23 protein-coding genes and 1 pseudogene are annotated in these 26,137 nt (G+C 66.1%); 14 read left to right on the top strand and 10 right to left on the bottom strand.

Going from position 1 to position 26,137, the window contains the following annotated elements; translation table 11 throughout:
- Window position 1: 1 nt before the first annotated feature.
- From K0O64_RS22305 to K0O64_RS22290, 4 genes and pseudogenes are all read right to left on the bottom strand, one after another.
- Complete coding sequence (locus K0O64_RS22305) at window positions 2–1,366, bottom strand: wax ester/triacylglycerol synthase domain-containing protein (RefSeq protein WP_071949618.1); 1,365 nt, start codon at window positions 1,364–1,366, stop codon at window positions 2–4.
- Window positions 1,367–1,457: 91 nt separating this feature from the next.
- Window positions 1,458–3,446 carry a molybdopterin-containing oxidoreductase family protein gene (locus K0O64_RS22300; RefSeq protein ID WP_096312078.1) on the bottom strand — a complete coding sequence of 663 codons (1,989 nt, stop codon included), beginning with the start codon at window positions 3,444–3,446 and terminating at the stop codon, window positions 1,458–1,460.
- A gap of 66 nt (window positions 3,447–3,512) precedes the next feature.
- Window positions 3,513–4,879, bottom strand: a pseudogene (locus tag K0O64_RS22295) (LLM class flavin-dependent oxidoreductase).
- Window positions 4,880–4,971: 92 nt separating this feature from the next.
- Window positions 4,972–6,183: an acyl-CoA dehydrogenase family protein gene (locus tag K0O64_RS22290; RefSeq protein WP_071949621.1), complete on the bottom strand. Its 1,212-nt coding sequence runs from the start codon at window positions 6,181–6,183 to the stop codon at window positions 4,972–4,974.
- A 128-nt stretch (window positions 6,184–6,311) separates the two neighbouring features.
- Here K0O64_RS22290 and K0O64_RS22285 point away from each other — a divergent pair, with 128 nt between their 5' ends.
- On the top strand, window positions 6,312–7,571 hold the full coding sequence (locus tag K0O64_RS22285) for an alpha/beta fold hydrolase (RefSeq protein ID WP_071949622.1): 1,260 nt from the start codon (window positions 6,312–6,314) through the stop codon (window positions 7,569–7,571).
- An 11-nt stretch (window positions 7,572–7,582) separates the two neighbouring features.
- On the opposite strand, the gene K0O64_RS22280 is transcribed toward K0O64_RS22285, so the two are convergent.
- Genes K0O64_RS22280 through K0O64_RS22265 form a run of 4 tightly spaced genes read right to left on the bottom strand, consistent with a single transcriptional unit; the run spans window position 7,583 to window position 13,026 of the window.
- The gene (locus K0O64_RS22280; RefSeq protein ID WP_425574794.1) at window positions 7,583–9,229 is read right to left on the bottom strand and encodes an oligopeptide ABC transporter substrate-binding protein OppA; all 1,647 of its coding nucleotides are present in this window, start codon (window positions 9,227–9,229) and stop codon (window positions 7,583–7,585) included.
- A gap of 49 nt (window positions 9,230–9,278) precedes the next feature.
- A complete protein-coding gene (locus K0O64_RS22275) occupies window positions 9,279–11,129 on the bottom strand; it encodes an oligopeptide ABC transporter ATP-binding protein OppD (RefSeq protein ID WP_071949624.1) in 1,851 nt (616 codons plus the stop codon).
- On the bottom strand, window positions 11,126–12,052 hold the full coding sequence (locus K0O64_RS22270; RefSeq protein WP_071949625.1) for an oligopeptide ABC transporter permease OppC: 927 nt from the start codon (window positions 12,050–12,052) through the stop codon (window positions 11,126–11,128). The genes K0O64_RS22275 and K0O64_RS22270 overlap by 4 nt, the downstream gene beginning before the upstream one ends.
- Window positions 12,049–13,026 carry an oligopeptide ABC transporter permease OppB gene (locus K0O64_RS22265; protein WP_071950375.1) on the bottom strand — a complete coding sequence of 326 codons (978 nt, stop codon included), beginning with the start codon at window positions 13,024–13,026 and terminating at the stop codon, window positions 12,049–12,051. Before K0O64_RS22265 ends, K0O64_RS22270 begins: the two co-directional genes overlap by 4 nt.
- A 126-nt stretch (window positions 13,027–13,152) precedes the next feature.
- On the opposite strand from K0O64_RS22265, the gene K0O64_RS22260 reads away from it, so the two are divergent.
- From K0O64_RS22260 to K0O64_RS22215, 10 genes are all read left to right on the top strand, one after another.
- Window positions 13,153–13,359: a hypothetical protein gene (locus tag K0O64_RS22260; RefSeq protein WP_156909900.1), complete on the top strand. Its 207-nt coding sequence runs from the start codon at window positions 13,153–13,155 to the stop codon at window positions 13,357–13,359.
- Window positions 13,360–13,475: 116 nt separating this feature from the next.
- Window positions 13,476–13,721 carry a hypothetical protein gene (locus K0O64_RS22255; protein WP_156909901.1) on the top strand — a complete coding sequence of 82 codons (246 nt, stop codon included), beginning with the start codon at window positions 13,476–13,478 and terminating at the stop codon, window positions 13,719–13,721.
- A gap of 74 nt (window positions 13,722–13,795) precedes the next feature.
- Entirely contained in the window at window positions 13,796–14,287 is a 492-nt protein-coding gene (locus K0O64_RS22250; RefSeq protein ID WP_071949627.1) for a beta-class carbonic anhydrase, read from the top strand.
- Window positions 14,288–14,386: 99 nt separating this feature from the next.
- Window positions 14,387–15,316, top strand: coding sequence for a sulfate adenylyltransferase subunit CysD (cysD, locus tag K0O64_RS22245; protein ID WP_071949628.1), 930 nt, complete (start codon window positions 14,387–14,389; stop codon window positions 15,314–15,316).
- Complete coding sequence (cysN, locus tag K0O64_RS22240) at window positions 15,261–17,201, top strand: sulfate adenylyltransferase subunit CysN (RefSeq protein ID WP_269147110.1); 1,941 nt, start codon at window positions 15,261–15,263, stop codon at window positions 17,199–17,201. Before cysD ends, cysN begins: the two co-directional genes overlap by 56 nt.
- Window positions 17,198–17,926: a 3'(2'),5'-bisphosphate nucleotidase CysQ gene (locus K0O64_RS22235; RefSeq protein WP_071949630.1), complete on the top strand. Its 729-nt coding sequence runs from the start codon at window positions 17,198–17,200 to the stop codon at window positions 17,924–17,926. Before cysN ends, K0O64_RS22235 begins: the two co-directional genes overlap by 4 nt.
- Before the next feature lie 9 nt (window positions 17,927–17,935).
- Window positions 17,936–18,535 (top strand): cysteine hydrolase family protein, encoded by a 600-nt coding sequence (locus tag K0O64_RS22230; protein ID WP_071949631.1) that lies wholly within the window; start codon window positions 17,936–17,938, stop codon window positions 18,533–18,535.
- Window positions 18,536–18,951: 416 nt separating this feature from the next.
- The gene (locus tag K0O64_RS22225) at window positions 18,952–20,037 is read left to right on the top strand and encodes a hypothetical protein (protein WP_096312072.1); all 1,086 of its coding nucleotides are present in this window, start codon (window positions 18,952–18,954) and stop codon (window positions 20,035–20,037) included.
- 226 nt (window positions 20,038–20,263) lie between these two features.
- Window positions 20,264–21,355: a hypothetical protein gene (locus K0O64_RS22220; protein WP_096312071.1), complete on the top strand. Its 1,092-nt coding sequence runs from the start codon at window positions 20,264–20,266 to the stop codon at window positions 21,353–21,355.
- A gap of 36 nt (window positions 21,356–21,391) precedes the next feature.
- The gene (locus K0O64_RS22215) at window positions 21,392–21,865 is read left to right on the top strand and encodes an Rrf2 family transcriptional regulator (protein ID WP_071949634.1); all 474 of its coding nucleotides are present in this window, start codon (window positions 21,392–21,394) and stop codon (window positions 21,863–21,865) included.
- Here the strand turns inward: K0O64_RS22215 and K0O64_RS22210 are convergent.
- Window positions 21,862–22,254, bottom strand: a complete 393-nt coding sequence (locus K0O64_RS22210) for a VOC family protein (RefSeq protein WP_071949635.1) — start codon at window positions 22,252–22,254, stop codon at window positions 21,862–21,864. The two genes, K0O64_RS22215 and K0O64_RS22210, sit on opposite strands and share 4 nt — an antisense overlap.
- Window positions 22,255–22,346: 92 nt before the next feature.
- Here K0O64_RS22210 and K0O64_RS22205 point away from each other — a divergent pair, with 92 nt between their 5' ends.
- Complete coding sequence (locus tag K0O64_RS22205) at window positions 22,347–23,471, top strand: TDT family transporter (RefSeq protein ID WP_225933512.1); 1,125 nt, start codon at window positions 22,347–22,349, stop codon at window positions 23,469–23,471.
- A 45-nt stretch (window positions 23,472–23,516) separates the two neighbouring features.
- Here K0O64_RS22205 and K0O64_RS22200 read toward each other — a convergent pair whose 3' ends face one another.
- Window positions 23,517–23,930: a VOC family protein gene (locus K0O64_RS22200; RefSeq protein WP_071950377.1), complete on the bottom strand. Its 414-nt coding sequence runs from the start codon at window positions 23,928–23,930 to the stop codon at window positions 23,517–23,519.
- A 78-nt stretch (window positions 23,931–24,008) separates the two neighbouring features.
- On the opposite strand from K0O64_RS22200, the gene K0O64_RS22195 reads away from it, so the two are divergent.
- Both K0O64_RS22195 and K0O64_RS22190 read left to right on the top strand, forming a co-directional pair.
- Complete coding sequence (locus K0O64_RS22195) at window positions 24,009–24,911, top strand: LLM class flavin-dependent oxidoreductase (protein ID WP_174714205.1); 903 nt, start codon at window positions 24,009–24,011, stop codon at window positions 24,909–24,911.
- A gap of 53 nt (window positions 24,912–24,964) precedes the next feature.
- A complete protein-coding gene (locus tag K0O64_RS22190; RefSeq protein ID WP_096312069.1) occupies window positions 24,965–26,134 on the top strand; it encodes a lactate 2-monooxygenase in 1,170 nt (389 codons plus the stop codon).
- The last annotated feature ends 3 nt before the right edge of the window (window positions 26,135–26,137 follow it).

The following is a 26,137-nucleotide window of genomic DNA, read 5'->3' as shown; positions in this document are numbered from 1 at the left end:
ATCAATCGGCGAGTGCCAGGACTTCGTTGAAGCTGTCGGCCAGACAGTCGCAGAACTCCTCGAAGTCTGGGATGGCTCCGGCGTCGACATCAATGCCCAGCGCGCAGGTGTCCACATAGGTCAGCAGGGTCACATTGACCGCCGCGCCGACCGTCGGCCCGAAGGCGTACTGCTTGCGCACCGCCGCGCCACCCAGATACACCGGGACCGGCACCCCCGGGACGTCGCTGCACAGGAAATCGACGTGACGCAGAACCGATCCGATGTACCAGCGCGGCATCGCGTTGAGCGCACTGGCGATCAATTGCGTATAGGGGATGGACTTTTCGTGACGCACCCGGCCGGTGCACTCGTGGATGCTCTTGATCCGGCGGGCCGGATCGGTGATGCCGGCCGGAACGTCGAACCGCATCAGGGTGATCCGGTTGCCGCCCGCCCCGTCGTCCTCGGTGCGCAGGCTGATCGGCATGGTCAGATGCAGGTCGTACACCCCGACACCGTGCTTGTCGTGATACCGGCGCAGTGCACCGGCGACGCCCGCGACGAACGCGTCGTTGAGCGCGCCGCCGCTTCGGTGGGCGGCCTCCCGAAGCCGCGGCATCGGCACGTCGAGCACAGCCAACCGGCGGACCAGCGTGCGGTCCGTCATCAACGGCGAGCCCGGCTTGTTCACGGGGCGAACGGTGCGGTAGACCGACGCGGCCAGTTCACCCGCCGCCTCCGCAGTCTGCAGCGGGCTTCGAATCATGTTGAACAACAACCGCGGAGTGTTCTTGGCCGACTCGCTGACCACCGCGCCGACCAGACCTACGTTGTAGCGCAGGGCGTCAAGGTAACCAGCCAGGGGCTGCGGCGCGGGAACGGCCGGCGCTGCCGGTATCGCGTCGATGACTCGGGGATCCTCGTCGAGATCGAAGATGCGCATCGCGATCTGAACGCCACCGACACCGTCGGTCAGCGCGTGATGGAATTTGCACAGCACCGCGGCGCCGCCGTCATCGAGATGGTCGATCAGGGTGACTTCCCACATCGGCCGGGCCCGGTCGAAGTCGGACATCGCGGCCACCCTGGCCATCTCGAGCACGCCGTCGAGCGTTCCTGGCTCGGGCGCCGAGACCCGGCGCAGGTGAAAGTCCAGGTCGAAGTCGGGGGCGTACTCCCACCGCGGCGGGGCCGGCAGCGGTGAGTTCACCACCCGCTGCCGGAACATCGGCAACTCGCGGCTGACCAGATCGAAACGCTCCCGCACAACATCCCAGTCGGGGGACCGGTCGAGAAGAATCACCGTCACCACCGTCGATCTCAGCCGCGGATCGGCTTCCATCGACCAGGTGAACGCGTCTGTGCTGCGCATGAATTCGGTCATGATCTACTCCCACGACAAACCTACGACGCGTGGGCATCGGGCAACACGTCACCCGATCGGTTGGGGACTTTGTCCCCTAACACTGAGGACCTCAGGCGGGGTGCAGGCTGACCGGAGTGCCGGAGTAGCGCACCATGCCGGTGACGGTGTCGATGTCGTCCTTGCTGGTGAGCCGGTTGACGTTGGCCTCGTGGTGGCCGTGCGGGATCGACACCACGCCGCGCCTGATCGACTCGTCGAGCCTTGCGACGCCGGTCAATTCGCCGTTGGCGCTGCGCACCGTCACCGGCCGCCCACCGGCGACACCCGCGGCGGCACCGTCGTCCGGGTTGATCATGATCTCGGCTGATTCGCCGAGGAAGTCGAGCTGTCCGTTGAGTTTCTTGCGTTGCCGGCGTGGCACCATCACCAGGGCCGCCGGCATCGGCTTCAGTGCGGCCAGCTGATCGACCAGCAGCGGCGGCGCCAGCCGCCAGCCACCCATTCGGCCGATGTGGTCGTCGACCCACTGCGCAGGCAAGTCCCGGGGGGCCTCGGCCCAGCCCTTGGCAACCACGTCCTCGAACGAGCAACGCGCGCCGGCGAGCAGGACCGACAGCACGTCGTCGTCAGTGCTGCGGTCGGGATCGCCGAGCGACCCCACGTCGTAGCCCAGCCGTCGACCCAGATCGGCAAACACCCACCACATCGAGCGGCGCTCGCCGACCGGGGCCACGACGGCGGGGGTGTGCTGCACCGAGACTCGTGAGCTGAGGATGTCATGCAGGGTGATGTCCGGTCGTTCCAGCGGGTCCTTGGTCGGCAGCACATGCGTTGCCAATTCGGTGGTGTCGTTGTTGACGATCTCGGTGGTGGCGAATACCTCGAGGTGCTGCAGTGCCGGGATCAGCTTGCCGGTCTCGGGGAACGACGTGACGAGGCTGCCGCCGACATTGATCAGTGCGCGGATGTTGCCTGCGGCGATCTCGTCGGGCAGCACGGCGCAGGGCCATTCGTTGATGAACGCTTGAGCTTCCGGCCGGCTCCGCGGGCCCGGGCCGAACGCGCCCTCGATCGGAGTGACCGGCAGGAATTCACCGAAAGCCTCGAGCTGGTAAGCGAATCCGGGATGGAACCACGTTCCGCCGGGGCGGTTCATCGCGCCGGTGAGGATCATCAGCACCCAGGCCAGCCACTGGGTGACGTTGCCGCGCTCGGCGGTCATGGTGACGCCGGTGCCGGTTTCGATAGCCACGCATCGGGCACTGCGCACGGCGGCCAGGAGCGTCGTCAGCTCGGTCTCGGCGACGTCGCACAACGTCGCGGTGTGCTCGAGGGTGAATGGCTCGACGGCTGCGGTCAGTTCGGCCAAACCTTGAACGGGCACATCGGTTTTCCGGCCGTCGCGCAGGATCTCGCGGACGAGGTACGCCAGTACCGCGTGGTCGGTGCTGGGCCGTGGGGCCAGATGACCGGTGGCCAGCCGCGCGGTCTCGGTGTGCCGCGGGTCGACTACCCACACCTGCCCGCGCTTGGCGATGTCACGCACGGTGCCGGTCGGGTTGGGCATCGAGATCGCGTGCCCGTGCGACACCACCGGATTGATGCCGACGAGCATCAAGAAATCGCAGTTGTCGAGGTCGGTTCTGCCCGAGAGGCCCATGAAGCCACCCACGAGGTCGGAGACCAGTGGTTTGGCCGTGCCGTCGATGGTGAGCGGACTGAACTTGGCCGGAGTGCCGATCGCGGCGTGTAGAGCCTCGGCCATCCGGAAGCCGGCGCTTTCCATCGTGCTGAAGTAGAAGGCGACTGATTGGGGTCCGCGCTCGTCGATGATCGCCTTCAGCCGGGTCGCCAGGTCATCCAGGCACACGTCCCAGCTGGTGTCCTGCAATTGCCCGTCGACCCGCATCCGCGGCTTCTCCAGACGTGCCGGGTGGTGGTGAAGCAGCGGCAGCGCACGGCCTTTCGCGCACGTATACCCCTGGGAGAACGGATGATCCTGATCGCCGCGGACGCGCAGCACCTGATCGCCGTCGACGTCGACGAGGATTCCGCAGACTGAAGTGCAGACCCGACAGAAGCTGCGCACCGTTTGCATAGACCTGCAAACTACTCGCCCGAGGTGGCAAGTACTTGATATTTTCGGAGAATGCTGAGCGAATGCTCAGCCGGCGACGGGCAGCTCCTCGCTCACGGCCCCCACCTTCGAGTCCGCGACGGCACCCAGCCCGAGGTGATCGCGCAGCGTCGTCCCGGTGTACTCGGTGCGGAACAACCCTCGCCGTTGCAGTTCCGGCACCACGGAGTCGACGAAATCGTTGAACGTGCCCGGCGTCGTCGCCGACGACACCATGAACCCGTCGGCCTCACCGCCGGTGAACGACGCCTCGATCTGATCGGCCACCTGCGTCGGCGTACCGACGAACTGCGGCAGCAGCACACCCTGGGCGTACCAGGCGCGGACGTCGCGCAGCGTCAGGTTGTCCCGGTTGGCGACCCGGCGCACCGCATCGAAAAGCCCTTGCGTGCCGCTGACTTGGACGTCTTCCACCGGGGCGTCGAGGTCGTAACCGCTGAAGTCGTGGTCGGTGTGCACGCTCAAGGTGATCAATCCGGAGATCGGGTCGGCGAGCTCGTTGTGGTAGGCGTGCTTCTCCCGCGCGATCGACTCGGTCTCACCGATGAACGGGATGAACGCGGGGAAGATCAACACCGTGTCGGGGTTTCGGCCGAAGTTCTCGGCCCGAGACTTGATGTCGTCGTAGTACGCGCGCCGGCCCTCGGGAGTCGGGTCGATCTCGAAGATCGCCTCCGCCCAGCGTGCCGCGAAATCCTTGCCGGTGTTCGATGAGCCGGCCTGGATCAGCACCGGGCGGCCCTGCGGGGAGTGCGGCACGTTCAACGGGCCGCGAGATCGGAAGTAGCGGCCGTCGTGGTCGACATGCCTGATCCGGCTGGGGTCGGCGAACACGCCGGACTCCTTGTCGAGAACCAGCGCGTCCGGTTCCCAGCTCGACCAAAGCTCCAGGGTGGTGCGGACGAACTCGTCGGCGCGCTCGTAGCGGAACTCGTGGCCGAGGTGATCGTCGTGACCGAAGTTCTGCGCCTCACCCTGGGTCAGCGACGTCACGATGTTCCAGGCGACCCGCCCACGGGTGATGTGGTCGAGGCTGGCGAAGATCCGGGCCAGCTCGTAGGGGTGAAAATAGGTGGCGGACTTGGTGATTGCTAGCCCGAGTCGTGACGTCACTGCGGCGATGCTGGCCGCCACGATCGACGGGTCCAGGGTGGCGGTCGCCTGGGTTCCGCGTCGTAGCGGCTCGGCGATGCCGTCGCCGAAGCGGACCGGCGCGGCCAGCAGGTCGGCGAAGAACAGGAAGTCGAACTTGCCGCGTTCGAGGATCCGGCCGATGCGGTGGTAGTACTCCGGGTGAGGAAGCCGGTGTCGCTGGCCGGATGACGCCAGGCGGCGTGGGAGTGGGTCACCTGGGAAGCGATCTGGAAGCCGCCGAGGTGCAGCTGTCGGGTCATGAGGTGTCCTTGGAGTATGTCGAGATCGACGAAATGCCGTGGTCTACTCGCACTTTCGCGGCGATTTGGCGGTTTGGGCGAGAGAGCTGGACTCAGAAGTAGGCGTTGGCCGGGATCGGGGTGCCGTGCAACAGGTTCTGGCCGATCACCCGAGCCTTGTAGGCCACCGGGTTGTGCAGCGTGATCGTGCGGATGTTGCGCCAGTGCCGGTCGAGGTTGCGTTGACGGCTGGCCGCGCTGGCGCCGCCGAGCTCGAGCAGCCGGGTCGCCGCCGTGGGCGCGACGTCGTCGAGGTGGACCTTCACCTTGGCGACCTTGAGTTGGGCCTCGGTCGCCAGGTCGGGGTCGGGCACGCCGTCGCGCACCGAGTCCGTCGCCGCCTCGATGGCCGACGCCGCGTCCAGTACGGCAGCCCGCGCGATGTAGGCGGTGCTGGCCAGCTCGCCGAGCAGTCGCTGATACAGCGGGTCGTCGACGGGCCGCTCGGACAGCGCGTGGCTGAAGCTGCGGGTGCGCGAGCGCAGCAGGTCGGCACCGTCCTCGACGATGGTCTGCAGCACACCGGCGACGACGGCGTGGATGTAGAGCTGCAGTGCCGCATACTGCACCGTCGGCACCGGTTCGGCGTCGTAGGGACTGTCGGCCAGGATCTCGTCCTCAGCGACGTCGACGCTGGTGAATACGGTGGTGCCGGTGCCGGTCCGGCGCTGACCGAAACCGTCCCAGTCGTCGACCAGGCGCACCCCGTCCCGGTCGGCGGGCACGATCACGGTGGCCACCGAGTCGTGGTCGGTGGTGGCGGTGACGGTCAGGTAGTCGGCGAACAGTGTCCCGGTGCTGTAGTACTTCTCGCCGGTCAACCGGTAGCCGCCGGGAACGGGCAGCAACCGGGTATTGAATACAAGACTGCCGACGGCGTTCGATCCCTTCTCGCTGAAGGCGTTGCCCACGATGTGACCGGCGGCCACCTTGGTCAGCCACTGCCGTGACCGAGGCTGGGAGAGGGTGCGGAGCCGCTCCTCGACAAACCAAAAGTGAGTCCGGAAGATATGCGCCACAATCGGATCGGCGGTGGCGACGTCGATGACAGTCGAAAACAATTGACGGACAGTGAAATTGGATCCGCCGAGGTCCGACGGCAGGCGCAGGGTGCCGAAGCCCGCTCGCTTGAGGGCGTTGACTTGGTCAAAAGGGTTCTCGTCGTTAAGGTCTCGGTCCTTGGCGCCGAGCCGGATCTGGGTCAGGAGATCGGTGAACTCAGGTGTGCCGGGCAGAATGCGGTTGACGGGCTCTACTGTGGTCATCGCCTCGTTCTACCGACGCCCACGCCTGCGGGCACTGCTTTGGCTCACCCCGAACCTAAGGAGACCACCGGCGCATTCCATTCCCGTGCCCGGCGAGGCAGAATCGACGGCATGGCGGGCCGGCGGCGATGACTCTGAATGAGAAGCGCCGCCGCGCTCACGACAAGCTCGCCGCGCTACCGGGTGTCCGCCCGATCCGTCGCCCGGTCACGCCCACCGGCACCGACCACTTCGACCTCTACTACGTGCGCACCGGCCGCAAGACCCGGCACCCGCTGGTCATCATCCCCGGTGGGCCGGGCGCGGCGTCGGTCGCCCTCTACCGGGGGCTTCGCCGCCGAGCCGCCGCCGAGGGCCTCGACGTGATCATGATCGAGCACCGCGGGGTCGGGATGTCGCGTCACGACGACGACGGTGCCGACCTGTCCCCCGAGGCGCTGACCATCGAGCAGGTGGTCGACGACGTCGCTGCCGTGCTCGACGACGCCCAGGTGGACAGCGCCGTCATCTACGGCACGTCCTACGGCACCTACATCGCCGCCGGGGTCGGGGTGCGTCATCCGTCCCGGGTGTTCGCGATGATCCTGGATTCGCCGCTGCTGGCCGGCGACGACATCGAGGTGGTGCGCCAAACCGTGCGCAGCGTCCTGTGGGAGGGCCGGCAGCCCGACACCGAGGAACTGGCCGACAAGGTCCGGCGGCTGGCCGAGGAGGGTGTGATGACTCCCGCCGCCGCGCAGCTCGCCGCGGCCGTGTACGGGCTCGGCGGTGCGCGGCTGCTGGATCGGCAGTTGGATCTGCTGCTGAGTGGTCGCAGCCTGGTCTGGACCGCCATGGGGCATTTCGGCGAATTGATGGTGGACCGAAAAGCGCCGTACCGCAACGAGGCCGATCTGGTCGGCCGGATCGGGTACCGCGAGCTCAACTACGCGGCCGACCCGGACGGCCTGCCATTGGACCCGGCCGTTGCGATGCGCGACTCGGCGCCCGGCGAGCCCCCGCAGTTCGAGGCCGAGCCGTTCGACCTGGTGGCCGAGATGCCGAAGTTCAGCTGGCCGACAGTGGTCATCTCCGGTGGCCGAGACCTGATCACACCGCCCGCGGTCGCCGAGCGGATCGCGGAGCTCATCCCGAACTCGGTGCTGGTGCGGCTACCGTCGACCGGTCACAGCGTGCTCGACACCAAGGAGCGGGCGGCGCTGCGTATCGCCGAAGCGGTGTCCATCGGGCGGATCGACACCCTCCGCCAACAGGAGGCGGCGCTGGACGCGATGCCCAGCCGGCCCGCCGTGCGGCTGATGGTGTCGGCGATGGCCGCGGCGGCACGGGTGGAGGCGGCCCTGCCTGCCGCGGTTCCGCGGGTGGTCACCCGCGCACTGTCGAGTTAGTCCGAAAACGGCTACTTCGTGAAACCTATTGCGGTGTAGTTCAAATCACCCAGCCCGGCCGGTCCGAAGTTGGCCAGATTGCTGCGCACCGCGACGTTGCCCGCGGACTGGAACAACGGCAGGCTGAACACCTCGCCGAAGATCAGCTTGTCCAGCTCGTTGGCCAGTCCCCGCGCCTTGTCCGGGTCGAGTTCGTTGAAGACGTCCTCGACCTTGGCGTCGATCTGCGGGCTGCTGATCTTGCCGAAGTTGCTTTCGGCCCCCGTGGTGTAGATCTGGTTCAGGCAGCACAGCGCGAAAGCGTCACCCACCCAAGAGAATTGAGCGATGTCGAAGTCGCCGGGGATGATGTGGTTGGTGAAGAAGCCGTTACCGGGCTTGGCGTCGATCTGCAGGTTGACCCCGATCTGGGCCAGGTTGTTCTGGGCGATCAGCGCGACCTGTCGGGTGGTTTGCGCGTCGTAGAGGACGTCGCGAATAACCAGCTGTTTGCCGTCTTTCTCCCGGAACTGGCCGTTGAGCTTCCAGCCGAGAGCGTCGAGTTCCTGCTTGGCCTTGTCCTGGTTGTAGGCGACGGCCTCACTGTTGTCCTGGTAGCCCTGCTGGCCCGCCACGTAGATGTGGTTGTTCAGCGGGACGGGTTTGTCGACGAGCCCGCGCTGCGTCACGTCGGCGATGGCTTGCCGGTCGATGCCCTTCGCGACGGCCAACCGCAGCGCCTTGTCGGACAAGATCGACCCGGGCGCGCCGTTGAAGGTGAAGTGGTACCAGCTCAATCCCGGCGCCCGCCGGATCGAGACGCCCGCGGTGCGGCGGGCGATCGTCAGCTCATCGAGCGAGCCCAGCCCGACGGCGTCGATCGTATTGTTCTGCAGCGCAGGGATTCTCGCCGCATCGTCGAGAACCAGAAAGGTGAACGAGTCGAGCAGCGGCGGAGTGCCCCACCACTTGGGGTTGCGGGTCAGCACGATGCGCTGGGCGGTGCGGTCCACCGCCGAGACCAGGAACGGCCCCGCCGACGGCCCTGGCCCGTTGAGCTGGCCTTTGTTGAACACCTCGGGGTTGGCGGTCATGCTCTTGGGCAGCAGCATCGTGTTGCCCGAGAACATTCCGCGCCACTCGGAGTAGTGCTTGGCGAAGGTGATGACGGCCTGGCGGTCGTCCACCCCCCGGGTGACTGACGCGACCCGGTCGCTGCCGTTGGGGGACGCGATGGCGAAGTTCTTGTCTTTACCGCTCGTCGCGTTGATCTGAGAGGCGATGTCCTCCCAGGTGATCGGCGTCCCGTCGGACCAGACCGCCTTGGGGTTGATCGTGTAGGTGACCACCTGCGGGTCGGTGCCGGTCAGTTCGACATTGGTGAAGTAGTCATTGTTGACCTTCATCGAACCGTCGGCGGCGATGACGAATGCACGCGGCATCGTCGGCCGCAGCATCGAGCCGGTGTCGGCCTCGTTGCCGTCAATGTTGAGCGTGTTCCAGTTCGACGGGAACGACGACAGCGCCAGGCGCAGATTGCCGCCCTTTTGCAGGGTGGCGGGGTCTTGCGGGTTGATGTCGCTGGTCGAGCCCAGCTCGGCGTTGCCGCCCGCGGACGGGACATCGCGCTTACCGCTCGAGCACCCCGCCACCACCAGACTTGCCACGACTGCCAGCACTGCGATTCGGCCGGCGCTCCGGCGGATCAATCGGGTCACGCAACTGATGCTAACGGCGAGAGGGATCCGGTTGCGGGATAGCGGCCAGCAACTTCTGCGTGTACTCGTGCTGCGGGTTGGCGAAGATGTCGTCGGCGTCGCCGTATTCCACCATCGCCCCGCGGTACATCACGACCACCCGATCGGCCAGGTGCTTGACCACCGACAGGTCGTGCGAGACGAACAGATACGACAGATCGAACTCGCGCTGCAAGTCCAGCAGCAGGTTGATGATGCCGGCCTGGATCGACACGTCGAGCGCGGACACCGGTTCGTCGAGGGCGAGAATCTTCGGCTGCAGCGCCAGTGCCCTGGCGATGCCGATGCGCTGCTTCTGTCCACCGGAGAATTCGCCGGGGTAGCGGCTGGCGTCGGCTCGGCGCAGGCCGACGACCTCCAGCAGGTCGGCAACCCGCGTGTCGATGCTCTTCTTGTCGAACCCGTTGGCGGACAACGGTTCAGCCAACAACTCGAACACCGGCAGCCGCGGGTCCAGCGAGGCCACCGGGTCTTGAAACACCACCTGCAGATCCCGGCGAAGTTCCCGGCGTTCGCTCTTCGTGAGGGCGGCCACATCTTTGCCCAGCACCTCGATGGAGCCCGACTGCGGTGCGGACAAGTCCAGGATCTGGTGCAAGGTGGTCGATTTGCCGGAACCGGATTCGCCGACGATGCCCAGCGTCTGCCCGCTGAGCAGATCGAAGCTGAGGCCGTCGACCGCGCGGACCTCGCCGATGTTGCGGCGAAACACCACGCCCTTGGTGAGCCGATAGGTCTTGACCAGGTCCCGCACCGCGACGACGACCTCGCGCGGCGACGTGTCCTGCGTGGCTTGTGGCTGCGTGCTCACCCCGTAGATCTCGGCGGCGGTCCGGCCGGTGACGTGCTCGGTGCGGATGCACGCCGCCACATGGTCGGGGACTCCCGGGTCGACCGGAAGCAGCGCAGGCTCTGCCTTCTGGCAGTCATCGATGGCGAGCGGGCAGCGCGGGGTGAACGGGCATCCCGGCGGCAGATCCACCAGCGAAGGCGGCGCCCCCGGGATCGGCACCAGCCGGGTGCCCTGCGGCGAGTCCAGTCGCGGGACCGAACCCAATAGGCCTGCGGTGTAAGGCATTCGGCGATCGCGATACAGCGCGTCCACCGACGCGATCTCGACGGGCCGCCCGGCGTACATCACCAGCGCCCGGTCGGCGAACTCCGCTACGACACCCAAGTCGTGGGTGATGATCAGCACGCCCGCCCCCGTGACGTCGCGGGCGGTCTTGAGCACGTCGAGGATCTGGGCCTGCACGGTCACGTCGAGCGCCGTCGTCGGCTCGTCGCAGATCAACAGGTCCGGATCGTTCGCGATCGCGATCGCGATCACCACGCGCTGGCGTTCACCGCCGGACATCTCGTGCGGAAAGGCCCGCGCGCGCCGCTCGGGCTGGGCGATACCGACCAGCTCGAGCAGTTCGACAGCCCGCTTACGTGCCGCCTGCTTGCCGATGTCGCGGTGGTGCGCGGTAATGGCCTCGGCGATCTGATCGCCGACGGTGTAGACCGGGGTCAGTGCCGACATCGGATCCTGGAACACGGTCCCGATGCGTCGGCCCCGGATCTTCGACATCTCGCCGTCGGACAAGCCGAGCAGCTCTTGACCGTCCAGCCGAACGGAGCCCGACACTTCTGCGTACTCGGGTAGCAAGCCGATCACGGCCATGGCGGCCGCGGACTTGCCCGACCCGGACTCGCCAACCATCGCGACGACCTCGCGTGGACGGACCTGATAGGTCAAGCCGCGCACCGCGGTCAGGTCCTCGCCGTCGGTGGGGAAGCTGACGGCGAGATCGGTGACCTCGAGCAGAGTATCGCTCATGACTTCTTTTTCCTGCGGCCGCGACGCAACGTGGCACTACCGGGGTCCAGTGCGTCACGCAGTCCGTCGCCGGTGAGGTTGGCGCACACCAGGATCAGCACCAGCACGCCGGCGGGAAACAGGAACACCCACGGGAACGTCGTCGCCGATTTGGTGCCGTCGGCAATCAGCGTCCCCAGCGAGATATCGGGTGGCTGAATGCCGAATCCCAGGAAGCTCAAGCCGGTTTCGGCCAGGATCGCCACGGCGACGTTGAGCGCGGCGTCGATGATCAGAATCGAGGCGACGTTCGGGATGATGTGGCGGGTGATGATGCGCCGGCTCGACACCCCCATATACCGTGCGGCCTGGACGAATTCGCGCTCCCGCAGGCTCATTGTGAGTCCGCGCACCATCCGGGAACTCACCATCCAGCTGAATCCGGCGAGCAGCACGATCAACAGGATGACGTTGGCCGAGTTCTTGGTGATCGGGGTGAGGATCGCGATCAGGATGAACGACGGCACCACTAGCAGCAGGTCCACCAACCACATCAGGGTCCGGTCCCGCCAACCGCCGAAGTAACCGGCGATGGAGCCGACGGTGGCCGCGATCCCGGTCGAGATCACCGCCACGCACACGCCGATGAGCATGGATTTCTGCATACCGCGCAAAATCTGGGCGAACAGGTCCTGACCCAATGCGTTGGTGCCGAACCAGTGGTCGGTGCTCGGCGGGTCCTGCAGCGAGTAGAAGTCGAGATCGGTGTAGGACCAAGGCAACAGCGGCGGTAGGGCATAACAGCCGATGAACATCACGGCCAGAATCACCAGTGACGCCATCGCCGCGCGGTTGCGGGCGAAGCGACGCAACACCAGGGTGCGTCGGGAGGCGAACTCCTCGGGCTTGACCCCCGAGCGGGCGGCGTCCGTCGTCTCCGTCATGTCACCCTCACCCGGGGATCCAGCATCGCGTAGATGACGTCGGAGAGCAGCCCGGCCAGCAACACCACCGCGCCGGAGAACACCGTGAGCGCCGCCACGATGTTGGTGTCCTGGGTCGCGATACCCTGCACGGCCCACTCACCCATGCCGTGCCAGCCGAAGATCTTCTCCACGAACACCGCTCCGGCCACCAAACCCGCCACTCCGTAAGCGAACAGCGTGGCCATCGGGATGAGCGCGGTGCGCAATCCGTGCTTGAACAGCGCCCTGCGCCGGGTGAGTCCTTTGGCTCGGGCGGTGCGGATGAAGTCCTGCCCGAGGACGTCGAGCATCGCATTGCGTTGGTAGCGGCTGTAACCGGCGATCGCACCCAGTGCCAGCGTGACCGAGGGCAGGACCAGATGTTGCATACGGTCGACGAACTGGTTCCAGCTGCCCCCGACCGCATCAGGTGACGTCTCACCGATGTACTCGAAAATGCGAACGCCCAGAACGGAATTGACCCGCAGTGCCGCCAGGATCGCCAGGTTGGCGATCACGAACGTCGGCGTGCTGATCACCAACAGCGACAACAGCGTGATCAGCCGATCGGATAATCGGTACTGCCGGATCGCGCCCCAGGCGCCGACCACGACACCGATCACCGTCCCCAGCACCGAGCCGATCACCAGCAGTCGCAGACTGACCCCGATACGGCGCCACAATTCGTCGGAAACCGGCTGACCGGTGACCGTCGTGCCGAAGTCGCCACGTACCGCGCCGGCGACCCAGTGGCCATATCGCAGCGGGATCGGCTTGTCGAGATCGAGCTCGGCGGCCTTGGCGTCGATGACGGCCTGCGGCGGACGCGGATTGCGTTGCAGCAGGCTGTTCAACGGCGCGAACGTCAGCGACGTCAACGAGAACGTGAGGAACGAGGCCAGAGCCAACAGCACCACGTAGTTGAGCAGGCGACGCGCCAGAAATCGCGTCATGGGCCGCTGCCCGGAGCAGGGTGCATGCAGCACAGGGTAGGAGATGGTGTGTCGAAACGACGGGAAGACCCTTCAAGCGCGCGGGGTTTAGCGCCACCGGCGGCGGGAAAAGCTGCAGGCGTGCACGTGAAGCAGATCACACACGGACTGATGCCGGCCGCGCTCGCCGCTCTTGCGGTCATCTCGCTGGCGGCCTGCCAGGACAAGGGTCCGAGTACCGACCCGACGACAACAAGTCCCAGTCCCACCACGGTGCAGACATCCAAACCGATGCTGCCCAGTTCCTCGGTGGCCTCGGCCAGTCCGCAAACTCCGACGCCCAGCGGGGGCTGACCCGCACGTCAGCGGCCCGGAGGTTTGGGTTCACAGCTCGCGGTTAACCAATTGGCAGCGGATTGGCAGCGGAGCCGGTCTGTGGAACTGGTCCGAGACCGATTGGAAGTGTCGAGATGTCGAACATCAAAACGCTGTCCGCCGTGGTCGGCGGCAGTGCAATCGTGGCCATGGGCGCGTTGGCCGTCGCAGTGAGCGAGCAGGGCAGCGGCATGATCGTGTCCGACCCTGGGACATTCACCTCGCCGGTGACCTCGTCGATGACGACGGGGGAGACGTCGAAGTCGTCCTCGGTGGAGGAGACTGTGTCGCCGGCTTCTGCGGCTCCGCCGGTCACGGCCACCACGCCAGAGGCGCCATAGTCGTTTCGCGGGGTGTTCAGATCAGCCTGATCGCTTGTGATGGCAGCGGCAGCGCCCGGAGTTAGCATCGCCGGGTGAGCGTCACCGACGAATATCTGGCCAACAACGCCCAATACGCCAAGACATTCTCGGGACCGCTGCCGCTGCCGCCGAGCAAGCACGTCGCGGTTGTGGCGTGCATGGACGCCCGGTTGGACGTCTACCGCATCTTGGGCCTCAAAGACGGTGAAGCACATGTCATTCGCAACGCCGGCGGAGTGATCACCGACGACGAGATCCGCTCGCTGGCGATCAGTCAGCGGCTGCTTGGCACCACCGAGACCATCCTCATTCATCACACCGATTGCGGCATGCTGACGTTCACCGACGACGCCTTCAAACGCGACATCCAAGACGAGGTCGGCATCAAGCCGGAATGGGCCGCCGAATCCTTCCCCGATCTTGAGGAGGACGTTCGTCAGTCGCTGCGCCGCATCGACACCAGCCCGTTCGTCACCAAGCACGAGTCGCTGCGCGGCTTCGTCTTCGATGTGGCAACCGGCGAGCTCAACGAAGTCTCCCTGTAGTCCTGCCTGCGCCTAACCCTTGACTTGAGCCGTTGCGCTCGCTAGATTCCGGGTTAGCTTTGTAATTCTGGTCAAATCTACCAACTTTACGAGGAAATCATGGCAAGTCCGGTGGTCGAAAGCCCCACGCCGGGGCAATACGAGCTGAGCCACCTGCGGTCGCTCGAGGCCGAGGCAATTCACATCATTCGCGAGGTCGCCGCCGAGTTCGAACGGCCGGTGCTGCTGTTCTCGGGTGGCAAGGACTCGATCGTGATGCTGCATCTGGCGATCAAGGCGTTCGCGCCCGGGCGGTTGCCGTTCCCGGTGATGCACGTCGACACCGGTCACAATTTCGAAGAGGTCATCGCCACCCGCGATGCGCTCGTCGAGCGCTATGGGCTGCGCCTGGTGGTTGCCAGCGTCGAAGACGACATCGAAGCCGGCCGCGTCGTCGACAACGGGCCGTCGCGCAACCCGCTGCAGACCGTCACGTTGTTGCGGGGCATCCGCGAGAACAAATTCGACGCTGCCTTCGGCGGTGCCCGCCGCGATGAGGAGAAGGCCCGCGCCAAGGAGCGCGTCTTCAGCTTCCGCGACGAGTTCGGCCAGTGGGACCCGAAGGCTCAGCGCCCCGAACTGTGGAACCTCTACAACGGCCGCCACCGCAAGGGTGAGCACATCCGCGTTTTCCCGCTGTCCAACTGGACCGAGTACGACATCTGGGCCTACATCGGCGCCGAAGACATCACGCTGCCGGCCATCTACTACGCACACCCCCGGCAGGTGTTCCAGCGCGACGGAATGCTGTTGGCCGTCCACAAATACTTGCAGCCCACCCCCGAGGAGACGGTGTTCGAGACCTCGGTGCGGTTTCGCACCGTCGGCGACGTGACGTGCACCGGATGCGTGGAGTCCACCGCCTCCACCGTCGAGGAGGTGATCGCCGAGACCGCGGTGTCGCGACTGACCGAACGCGGCGCCACTCGGGCCGATGACCGCATTTCCGAAGCAGGCATGGAAGACCGCAAGCGGGAAGGGTATTTCTGATGAGCGCTTGCGCGAAGAAGAGAGTGCACAGCTGATGACAACGCTGTTGAGGATTGCCACTGCCGGGTCCGTCGACGACGGCAAGTCGACGCTGATCGGCCGGTTGCTCTACGACTCCAAAGCCGTGATGGAAGATCAGCTGGCTGCCGTCGAGCGGACGTCGCGCGAACGCGGCAACGACTACACCGACCTCGCCCTGGTCACCGACGGGCTGCGCTCCGAGCGCGAGCAGGGCATCACCATCGACGTCGCCTACCGCTATTTCGCCACGGCCAAGCGGAAATTCATCATCGCCGATACGCCGGGCCACATCCAGTACACCCGCAACATGGTCACCGGAACCTCGACCGCGCAGCTGGCGATCGTGCTCGTCGACGCGCGGCACGGCCTGCTCGAGCAGTCCCGCAGGCACGCGTTCCTGGCCTCGTTGCTGGGTGTGCAGCACGTGGTGCTGGCGGTCAACAAGATGGACCTCATCGACTGGGACCGTGAACGTTTCGAGTGGATCCGCGAGGAGTTCCACGCCTTCGCCGCCCGCCTCGACATCCACGACGTCACCACCATCCCGATGTCGGCGCTCAACGGCGACAATGTGGTGACGAAGTCCGATAAGGCGCCCTGGTATGACGGGCCGCCGCTGCTGAGCCACCTCGAAGAGGTCTACATCGCCGGCGACCGCAACCTGGTCGACGTGCGCTTCCCGGTGCAGTATGTGATCCGACCGCAGACGAAAGACCATGCCGACCATCGCAGTTACGCGGGCACCATCGCCAGCGGTGTGATGCGCCCCGGTGACGAGATCGTCGTGCTACCGAGCGGAAAAACAAGTCGCATCACCAGAATCGACGGCCCGACGGGACCAGTCGACGAGGTGTTCCCGCCGATGGCAGTGTCGATCAGCCTTGCCGACGACATCGACATCTCTCGCGGTGACATGCTGGCCCGCCCGCAGAATCAGCCGGTCGCTACCCAGGAATTCGACGCGACGGTCTGCTGGATGGCAGACCAGTCCTCGTTGGAGCCCGGCCGCGACTACATCATCAAGCAGACCACCCGCACCACGCGGGCCCGTGTCAGCGGGCTGGACTATCGCCTGGACGTCAACACCCTGCACCGCGACAAGAGCGCAACGGCGTTGAAGCTCAACGAACTCGGCCGGGTTACGCTGCGCACTCAGGTGCCGCTACTGCTCGACGAATACTCCCGCAACGCCGCCACCGGTTCGTTCATCCTGATCGATCCCGACACCAACGTGACGGTGGCGGCAGGCATGGTCCGTGACACCGCGCCGACAGCCACCCGCGCCTCATCGCCGAATACGGTGCGTCACCAGTCCTTGGTCAGTGCCGGTGACCGGCTGACCAAAGGCCGCACGTTGTGGTTCACCGGCCTGTCCGGGTCCGGTAAGTCGTCGATCGCGGTACTGGTCGAGCAAAAGCTGCTCGAACATGGTTGTCCCGCATACATTCTCGACGGTGACAACCTGCGCCACGGACTCAACGCCGACCTCGGCTTCTCGATGGCCGACCGAGCCGAGAACCTTCGCCGGCTCGCGCACATCGCCACCCTGATGGCCGACGCCGGTCTGACGATCCTGGTTCCTGCCATCAGCCCGCTCGAGGAGCATCGGGAACTTGCCCGCAAGGTCCATGCCGACCAGGGAGTCGAGTTCTTCGAGATATTCGTCGACACCCCGCTCGAGGACTGCGAGCGTCGTGACCCCAAGGGGCTGTATGCCAAGGCGAGGGCCGGTGAGATCACCCACTTCACCGGGATCGACAGCCCGTACCAGCGCCCGAAGAACCCTGATTTACGACTGACTCCGGACCATGAGTGTGACGAACTGGCCCAGCAGGTCGTCGACCTGCTGGAGGGCGAGCAGTGAGCGACCACGACCTGGCCGCCGAGCTGGCCACCCAGGCCGGTGAGCTGCTCCTCGACGTTCGGGTTCAGCTGGCGGACGCTTCGGGGGCTGAGCGAAAAGCCGCGGGTGACAAGCGATCCCACGAGTATCTGATGGAGGCTCTGGCAAAGGCGCGGCCCGACGATGCGGTGCTGTCGGAGGAGGGCGCCGACGACCCGATCCGGTTGCGCAGCACGCGGGTGTGGATCGTGGACCCGCTCGACGGCACCCGGGAATTCTCCGAACTCGACCGTGACGACTGGGCCGTGCACGTGGCGCTGTGGCAGGACGGCGAGCTGATCGCCGGCGCGGTTGCGCTGCCCGCACAGGGCGTCACGTTGGCCACGCCGATTGTGCCGGTACCGCCGGCCGCACCGGACGTTCCGCGGATCGTGGTGTCGCGGACCCGTCCGCCCGCCGTGGCGCTGCAGGTTCGCGACGCGCTGGGTGGTGTTCTGGTCGAAATGGGTTCTGCCGGAGCGAAAGTCGCCTCTGTGGTGCAGGGCCGTGCAGATGTCTACGTGCACGCCGGCGGGCAGTACGAGTGGGATTCGGCCGCTCCAGTGGCCGTGGCCAGGGCCGCCGGGTTGCACACCTCGCGCATCGACGGCTCCCCGCTGCAGTACAACCGGCCCGATCCGCTGCTGCCCGATGTCGTGGTGTGCCGTCCCGAATTGGCCGAGGCGGTGCTGGCCGCGACGCAGTAGCGTTGCGCCATGACTGAACTCAACACCCTGCGGGGGCTCGCGGGCCTTCCGCTGGATCCGCCGAGCCTGGCCACGTCGACCCTGATCCTGGTCGACTGCCAGAACACGTACACGCAGGGCGTGATGGAACTCGAGGGTGTGCAGGCCGCACTGGACGAGGCGGCGGCGCTGTTGGACCGCGCCAGGACGGCCGGTATCCCGGTGATTCACATCCAGCACGACGACGGTCCCGGTTCGCTCTACGACGTCAACGGGGAGAGCGGAGCGATCGTGTCGCGGGTGGCGCCACGCGATGGAGAGCCGGTGGTGGTCAAGAACTACCCGAACTCGTTCGTGCACACCGATCTCGAGGAACGGCTCGCGTCGGTCGGCGCCCAGAACCTGATCATCGCCGGATTCATGACCCACATGTGCGTGAATTCCACGGCGCGAGGCGCTTTCAACCTCGGCTATGCACCGACGGTCGTGGCCGGCGCGACGGCCACGCGATCGTTGCCAGGTGTCGATGGCGGCGATGTGCCCGCGGCAACGGTGCAGGCGGTAAGCCTTGCCGCTTTGAAGGATTTGTTCGCTGTCGTCGTACAAGCCGGGCAGGCCATCCCGGACTGACGGCTGACGGTGGGCCCTCCCTGAGAAGATGGGCCCTCAAACCTGAGAAAATCAGCCCTTGTTGCGACCCGGCTTGACCGTTTCGGCTGCCAAAATCTGCTAGCTGGCGAACAAATCTATATTTGCTATCCGTATGTTTCAGCTGTCTGAGCACAGAGAGTTTGTCTTGTTGGGTTTGCTGCGACTTAGCCGAGAAGAATTTTGCCCTGTCGGTTGGCAAATAGTTTTAGCAGAATCGTCAATTCCCGTTCTCCCTCAGGTGTTTCTCAGGTACCTTCAGCTTTGTCAGTGTTGACCCCAGCCCGGGAGGGATTGAAATGCAAATTTCCATACGCTCACAGCTCGTTGCGGGAACGGCCGCCGTCGTCGGCGCCAGCGCGATTGCAATGACGCCAGTAACGCAGGCCAGTCTCACATTGCCTGACCTCCGGATCCCGTCGGCCAACCAGGTGGCCCTTGCGGGCTTTGACAGCCCGCTGTCGGAGCTCATCGGCACCTTCAACTCCTTCAATCAGTGGCTGGCAAGCTCCGACAACTCCACCGCCGGCTACACCGACCTCGGCGGGCTGGCGGACGCCACCGGCGTTGCCATCGCAAAGATGGGCTTCAACTTCAATGCGGTCGGCCTGCTTCCGCAGGTGATCAACGACCACCAGCCGATCCTCACTCAGGTCGGGTTGAACGCCGCCGCATCCCTGGAGAGCATGCTTAACGCCGGCACCACCGTCGCATTGATCGCCAGCGAAGGATTGTGGAACCTGCCGGGCGCCTTCCTGACGGCCACCCAGCAAGCGCTGAGCGGTGACTTTGTGGGGGCGATCGCAACCCTGCAGGCCGCCATCGTCACGCCATTCGTGGCCACCGGCCAGGTGATCCTCGCCAGCGGCAACTACATGTTGGATAACGCAATCGCTCGGAGCACCGCTCTGTTGAGTGCCGTTCCGACTCTGGTCAATCTGGTCGTCAAGAGCTCGATCGGCCAAGCTCAGGTGCTCGCCAGCGCGTTCAGCGGCGTCGTTCAGAACGTGATCACCGGCATCACGAACGGAAATCCCGAGGAGGCCTGGAACGCCGCTGTCGACGGGTTCCTCGGCCCGAACGGCATTCCGGGCACGTTCCTCAACCTGACTGTCGGAGCCGGGGTGCAGACCGGCGCGGCCACCGTGGTGCCGAGCGTTCGCGGTGTCATCCAGGCCGCCGTCCATGGTATCGCTGACGCGCTGTCGCAGACCGGATCGGCCCCGCCGGTTCCGCCGCCCGCTGCGGCCAAGACCGCATCCCCGACTGCGTCGGCTCTGCGCGTCGCGGCCGTGGACGAGTCGGCGCCTGCTGACAACGGCGGTTCTGGCAACGTGAAGTCAAGTAGCGACGGCGGCTCGTCTGTCACTGATCGCTCGAACAGCAGCAACGCAAAGAGTGGAACCGCAGGCAAATCGAGCGCCAAGCACGGAGTCGGCGCCTCGAAGCGGGCCAAGGCCTCAGCCAGCAAGTCCTCGGAGTAATCGACCGCACTGAACAGGAGACCCCTCCTTTTCGAAGTCTTCGAAAAGGAGGGGATTCTCCGTTTTCCTATTCGTCAAATTAGCCGAATTACTCTAAATCAAATCGGGTCTTTTCCTCTAAGTTTCCTCTCAGGTATTCTTAAGCCGGCAATAGGCTGGGGTCGCCGGGAGGGAGCACACGGTGCGGCGCGGCATTGGTGCGATTTTCACCACTGGAGTAGCGCTCGTGGGCGCCACCGTCGTGGTCGCCAACCCGGTTTCAGCCCCCCAGTCAGAGGTCCGGGTTCCGCCGGTCAAGCTCTCGGCGGATAGCACCACGAACGCCGCGCTTGACCGGGCTCTGCTCGAGACGCTCACACGAGATGCCGGTAACTCGAGTCCGACGGACCCGTTCAAACGAGTGGTCGCCGGCGTCGTCACCAATGTCACGATGCTCAGTGGGCGCGCGGTGGACGAAGCGTTGTGGACTGAGGTGCCCGGGAAGCCAGCTCCAGTCCGCGGCCCGTCCCCTCAGCCGTACGTGCCGCCCAAGGCGGTCGCCGACCTGATGAGCGGCAAACCGGCCTTTCGTCCGCCACCCAACGCGTCCCCCGCGGTTATCGAGGATCGCGCGCTGCAGCATGCCGTCACCTCGGTGGGCGACTACGTCGGGTATGTCAGCGTGCAGGGCGTCGAAGGGGCCGTTGCGGCCGCCCGAATCGCCGTCGCCAAGCCAAGATTGATCGCGGACACGCTGGCGACGCTCACTGACGGTGACGTCGACGCCGCGATCAGCACCGCCCTTCGGGTGGTGGCGGTGCCCGTGGGTCCGCCGTCGAACATCGTCAAGGCGATCCGCACCCAGGTTCGGCAACGGCTGACCGAGCTGGTTGACACGCTGCGGCGGCCCTCGCAGTCTCGGCCGACAGCGACGTCGACGGCCATCGCGTCGGCCACCGCCGACAGCGTGGCATCGCTGCGCCGCACGTTGGGCCACCGCAGGGGACTTGCCGTCCCGACGAAGGCGGGCGCGTCGACCAGGCCGGGAACATCGACCAACCCGGAGACCACGACTGATCCGGCCGACGCCGGCAATGCTGCCAACACCGAGCCGAAGCGGACGGCTGTCAACGGGGCCACGGATCTAAGCGATGGCAACAAGGCGGTGCCGCACACTAGAGCTCCGCAGTCCCCGGCTCAGCAGGGCACGGAGAGCCCGGTCAACCAGGTTCGCACCTCGCTGGACCGCTTCGCCGACACCCTTCGCAAGGCACTCACTCCACACCGACCGCCTCAGCACACCTCCGCCCCACCAGCACCGTCACCAGACGCCTCGTGACGCTCCTGCCGACGGGGCAGTGGCAGAATTCGCCAAATGCGGATGTCAGCGAAGGCGGAATACGCCGTCCGCGCCATGATCCAGCTCGCATCGGTCGACACCGGCGCGCTGGTCAAGACCGAGGACCTGGCCAAGGCGCAGGGCATTCCCGCACAATTCCTGGTTGACATCCTTTCCGATCTGCGCACCGACCGGTTGGTGCGCAGTCACCGCGGCCGTGACGGCGGCTACGAACTGGGCCGAGCGGCCGCCGACATCAGCATCGCCGACGTGTTGCGCTGTATCGATGGGCCGTTGGCCAGCGTCCGCGACATGGGGCTGGGCGACCTGCCCTACAGCGGCCCCACCGCGGCACTGACCGATGTGTGGCGGGCGTTGCGCGCCAGCATGCGATCGGTGCTAGAAGAGACCAGTCTGGCCGATGTCGCGAGCGGACAGCTGCCAAGCCACGTCGCCGATCTGGCCCGCGACTACCTGAGACAGGAGAACCGGCGCGGACACGGCGCCTAGCCTGCTCCGGATCCATACGGCCGCGTGATGATCTCCAAGTAGTGGCCTGCCGGGTCGCGGAAGTACACGCCGCGGCCACCGTCGTTGTGGTTGATTTCGCCTGGGCGGGCGCCGCGGGGGTCGGCCCAGTGCGGCATCGCCCGGTCGGAAATCTTGCCGTAGATCGTGTCGAAGTCGTCCTCGGTCACCAGAAAGGCGTAGTGCTGCGGGTGAATTGGTTCATCGGCAGGCACGTCGGCGAAGTCGAGGCTCAGCCCATGCTCGAGGGTCACGACGAGGAAATGGCCGAACGGCACCGCGTCCGGTAGCCCGAACAGCTCGGTCAGGAACTGGGCGGACCTCTGCTTGTCGTGCGCGGCGACGATGGTGTGGTTTAGTGCGATTCCCATTACCCTTGCCAGTCAAGCACTTTCGTCGACACCCTGCAATGAATGTCGGCTTGACCGACTACGGCTTCGCCATGCCGTACCGTCTGTTGCTTATGGCAACACCGCAGACCCGGGTCGAGAAGCTGGGCAACATCGGGCCCAACTGGTTCGCATCTGTGATGGGCACCGGGATCGTCGCGACCGCGGGCGCGACGCTGCCGGTCCACGTTCCGGGCCTCCGGGGATTTGCCGAAGTGGTCTGGGTGATCGCGACGGTCTTGCTCGTCGCGCTGATCGCGATTGTCGGGCTGCACTGGCTGCGCCATCCGACTGTCGCCCGCAGCCACGCCCGCAACCCGCAGATGGCGCACTTCTACGGCGCGGCGCCGATGGCGCTGTTGACGGTCGGCGCCGGTGCGGTACTGGTCGGCCGCGACCTCATCGGCGATCGGCTCGCCGTGGATCTGGACTGGGTGCTGTGGACGGCCGGCACCATCGGTGGACTGTTCACGGCGGTGAGCATTCCGTTCCTGATGTTCACCCAGCACAACGTGGAGCCCGATGCCGCGTTCGGCGGCTGGCTGATGCCGGTGGTCCCGCCGATGGTCTCGGCAGCAACCGGCGCCTTGCTGATTCCGCACATGATGCCGGGCACCGGCCGCGCCACGATGCTCTATGGCTGTTACGCGATGTTCGGGCTTTCGCTGGTGGCCGCCTTCATCATCATCACCATGATCTGGAGCCGGCTGGTGCTCTACGGAACCTCCGGCACGGCCAGGGTGCCCACGCTGTGGATCGTGCTCGGTCCCATCGGCCAATCCATCACCGCCGCAGGGCTTCTCGGGCAGGCCGCTGCGCTCGCCGTCGAACACGAGCTGGCTGCCGACCTGAATGCGTTTGCGGTGATCTTCGGCGTCCCGGTGTGGGGCTTCGCGGTGCTCTGGATTGCGCTGGCCACCTCGCTGACGATCCGCACGCTGCGACGCGGCATGCCGTTCGCACTGACGTGGTGGAGCTTGACGTTCCCGGTGGGCACGTTCGTCACCGGCACCACGCAGCTGGCCGTGCACACCAACCTGCCTGCGTTCAAGGTCGCGGCCGGACTCGCCTACCTCGGGCTGTTGAGCACGTGGCTACTGGTCGCGGTGCGCACCGCGCGGGGCAGTCTGCGCGGCACCCTGCTCAACCCGCCGCCGGCCGCGGGGCCGATCAAGGCATACAAAGACCCCGCCCGGTAGGGCGTGCTCTATTGGCGCCCAAACCGCCGATCTCGGCGGCTGCCGTCACTTGCGAGCGGTCAACTCCAGGGCGATGTTGTCGGGATCGCGGAACTCGAGGATGTAGGCGACACCGATGTCCTTGATCGGCTCGTGCGCGATGCCCAGCGAGTCGAGGTGGGCGGCGGCCCGCTCCAGGTCGTCGAGGCTGGGCAGCCCGAGGGCCAGATGATCGAGGCCGACCCGATCCTCGTCGAAGGCGCCCGTACCGGTGGGACGCAGCCCGATCAGGCTGTCACCGATGTTGTAGATGACTCCGCCGAACAGGAACGAAAGCTGCTCGCGGGTCGCGGCATCGGCGTTCTCCGGAAGTTCGGCGTACACCGGCCAACCGAACACGCTGTCGTAGAACCTGCGTGAGGTGGCGATGTCGGTGACGGTCAGCCGCACGTGGGCAATGGTGGAAGTGGCGATCGGCATGGGATCCATCCTCTCAGTAGGACGGATCGGGGCAGTCCCCGCGTGCGCCGTGCCAGAATCGCGAACGTGCAGATTGGCATGACACTGCCGGTGATGGAACCGGACGTCGACGCGGACATCCTCAAGCTCTGGGCGCAGACGATCGACCAGGGACCGTTCTCCTCGCTGTGCTGGGGTGAGCGGATCGCGTTCGGCAATCCCGATTCCCTGACGCTGCTGGGTGCCCTGTCCGGCTGGACCGAACGCGTGCCACTGGTGGCCACCGTGGTTGTCCCTCAGCTGCACGATCCGGTGATGCTCGCGAAGGGACTCGCGACCGGTGACCTGCTATGCGGCGGGCGGCTGACCGTCGGTTTCGGGGTCGGGGGCCGCCACGAGGACTACCGCGCTGTCGGCGCCGATCCGAAGACGCAGACCATGCGGGACATGGCCGAGCGGGTGGCGATCATGAAGCGAGTCTGGGCGGGGGAGAAGCTCACCGAATCGGTGTTGCCGGTCGGGCCGCGGCCCGCCCGCGACGGCGGGCCGCGGCTGCTGGTGGGCACCACGGGTCCCAAGACGATCCGGAGTGCGGCGTCGTGGGCGGACGGGCTTGCCGGTATTTCGATGGATCTCGACCTCGACAAGGAGACCGCCCTGTTCGATGTCGCCCGCGATGCGTGGGCCGCCGCGGGGAAGCCCGAACCCCATCTCGCGACGTCCTTTTGGTTCGCGCTCGGCGAGGGAGATGCACCGCGTCAGCAAGTGATCCAGCATCTGCGCCACTACATGAATTGGATCCCGCGGGATATCGTCGACGTGATCGCGCCGACCAGCGGATGGGCCGGCACCGAGGAGGAGCTCATCGCGGTGCTGCGTCGCTTCGCCGAGATCGGCACCAGCGAGGTGCATCTCATCCCGACCAGCTCCGACATCGACCAGGTGCGCCGGGTGGCCGACCTCGTCGGCGAGATTGCCACCCCGACGGACGTTTCCGCGTAGTACTAGGAGTGGAACCCCGCCACGATGTCGATGTCGAGCCAGAAGGACGTGCCATGACCCAGCCGTACGGCAACTACCAGCTCGAGATCTACTTCCAAGGGCTCACCGGCACATTGCCCAGCCTGCCCATGTCGTTCGCAGAGCTGGAAATCCGTGCTGCCCAGGTGCTTTCACCCTCGCTGTGGTCGTATGTCGCAGGCGGTGCCGGGGACGAACGCACGCAGCGGGCCAACGTCACCGCGTTCGATCACTGGGGCCTGATCCCCCGTATGCTGGTCGGCGCCACCGAACGTGACCTCTCGGTAGAGCTGTGGGGACGGCGCTGGCCCGCTCCGGTGTTCATGGCGCCGATCGGTGTGATCGGATTGTGCACCCAAGACCAGCACGGTGATCTCGCCGCCGCCCGGGCGGCCGCCCGTACCGGGGTGCCGATGTGTGTCTCGACATTGACCATGGACCCGATGGAGGATGTCGCGGCGCAATTCGGGGATACGCCAGGGCTTTTCCAGCTATACACCCCGACCGATCGGGAGTTGGCAGCGAGCTTCGTGCAGCGGGCAGAAGCCGCCGGATACACCGGCATCGTCGTGACGCTGGACACCTGGGTGCCCGGGTGGCGGCCGCGTGACCTGTCGACCTCCAACTTCCCGCAGCTGCGCGGCAAATGTCTATCCAACTACATCAGCGACCCGGTGTTTCGCGCGAAGACCGACGCCGACATCGACGCCGACCCGCGCAACGCGGTGATGGCATGGGTGAGCACTTTCGGGAACTGCGTGAGCTGGGACGACCTACCGTGGCTGCGATCGTTGACGTCATTGCCGTTGATTCTCAAGGGAATCTGTCATCCCGACGATGCCCGTCGCGCGATCGACGCCGGCGTCGACGGCATCTACTGCTCCAATCACGGCGGCCGACAAGCCAACGGCGGGCTGCCGGCGCTCGACTGCCTGCCCGACGTGGTGGCGGCGGCAGGCGACGTGCCGGTGCTGTTCGACTCGGGCATCCGCTCCGGCGCGGACATCGTCAAGGCCCTGGCGATGGGTGCGAAGGCGGTCGGCATCGGCCGCCCCTACGCCTACGGTGCGGCGCTGGCCGGCACCGACGGAATCGTGCATGTGCTGCGCTCGCTGCTGGCCGAGGCCGACCTGATCATGGGCATCGACGGCTACCGGACACTGGCCGATCTGACCCCCGACGCGCTTCGGCCCGTGCGACAGTAGGTC

It is taken from the genome of Mycolicibacterium pallens (genome assembly GCF_019456675.1).
Taxonomy (GTDB): domain Bacteria; phylum Actinomycetota; class Actinomycetes; order Mycobacteriales; family Mycobacteriaceae; genus Mycobacterium; species Mycobacterium crocinum.
The sequence above is the reverse complement of the archived record's forward strand: the minus strand, read 5'-3'. Positions and strand labels throughout refer to the sequence as shown.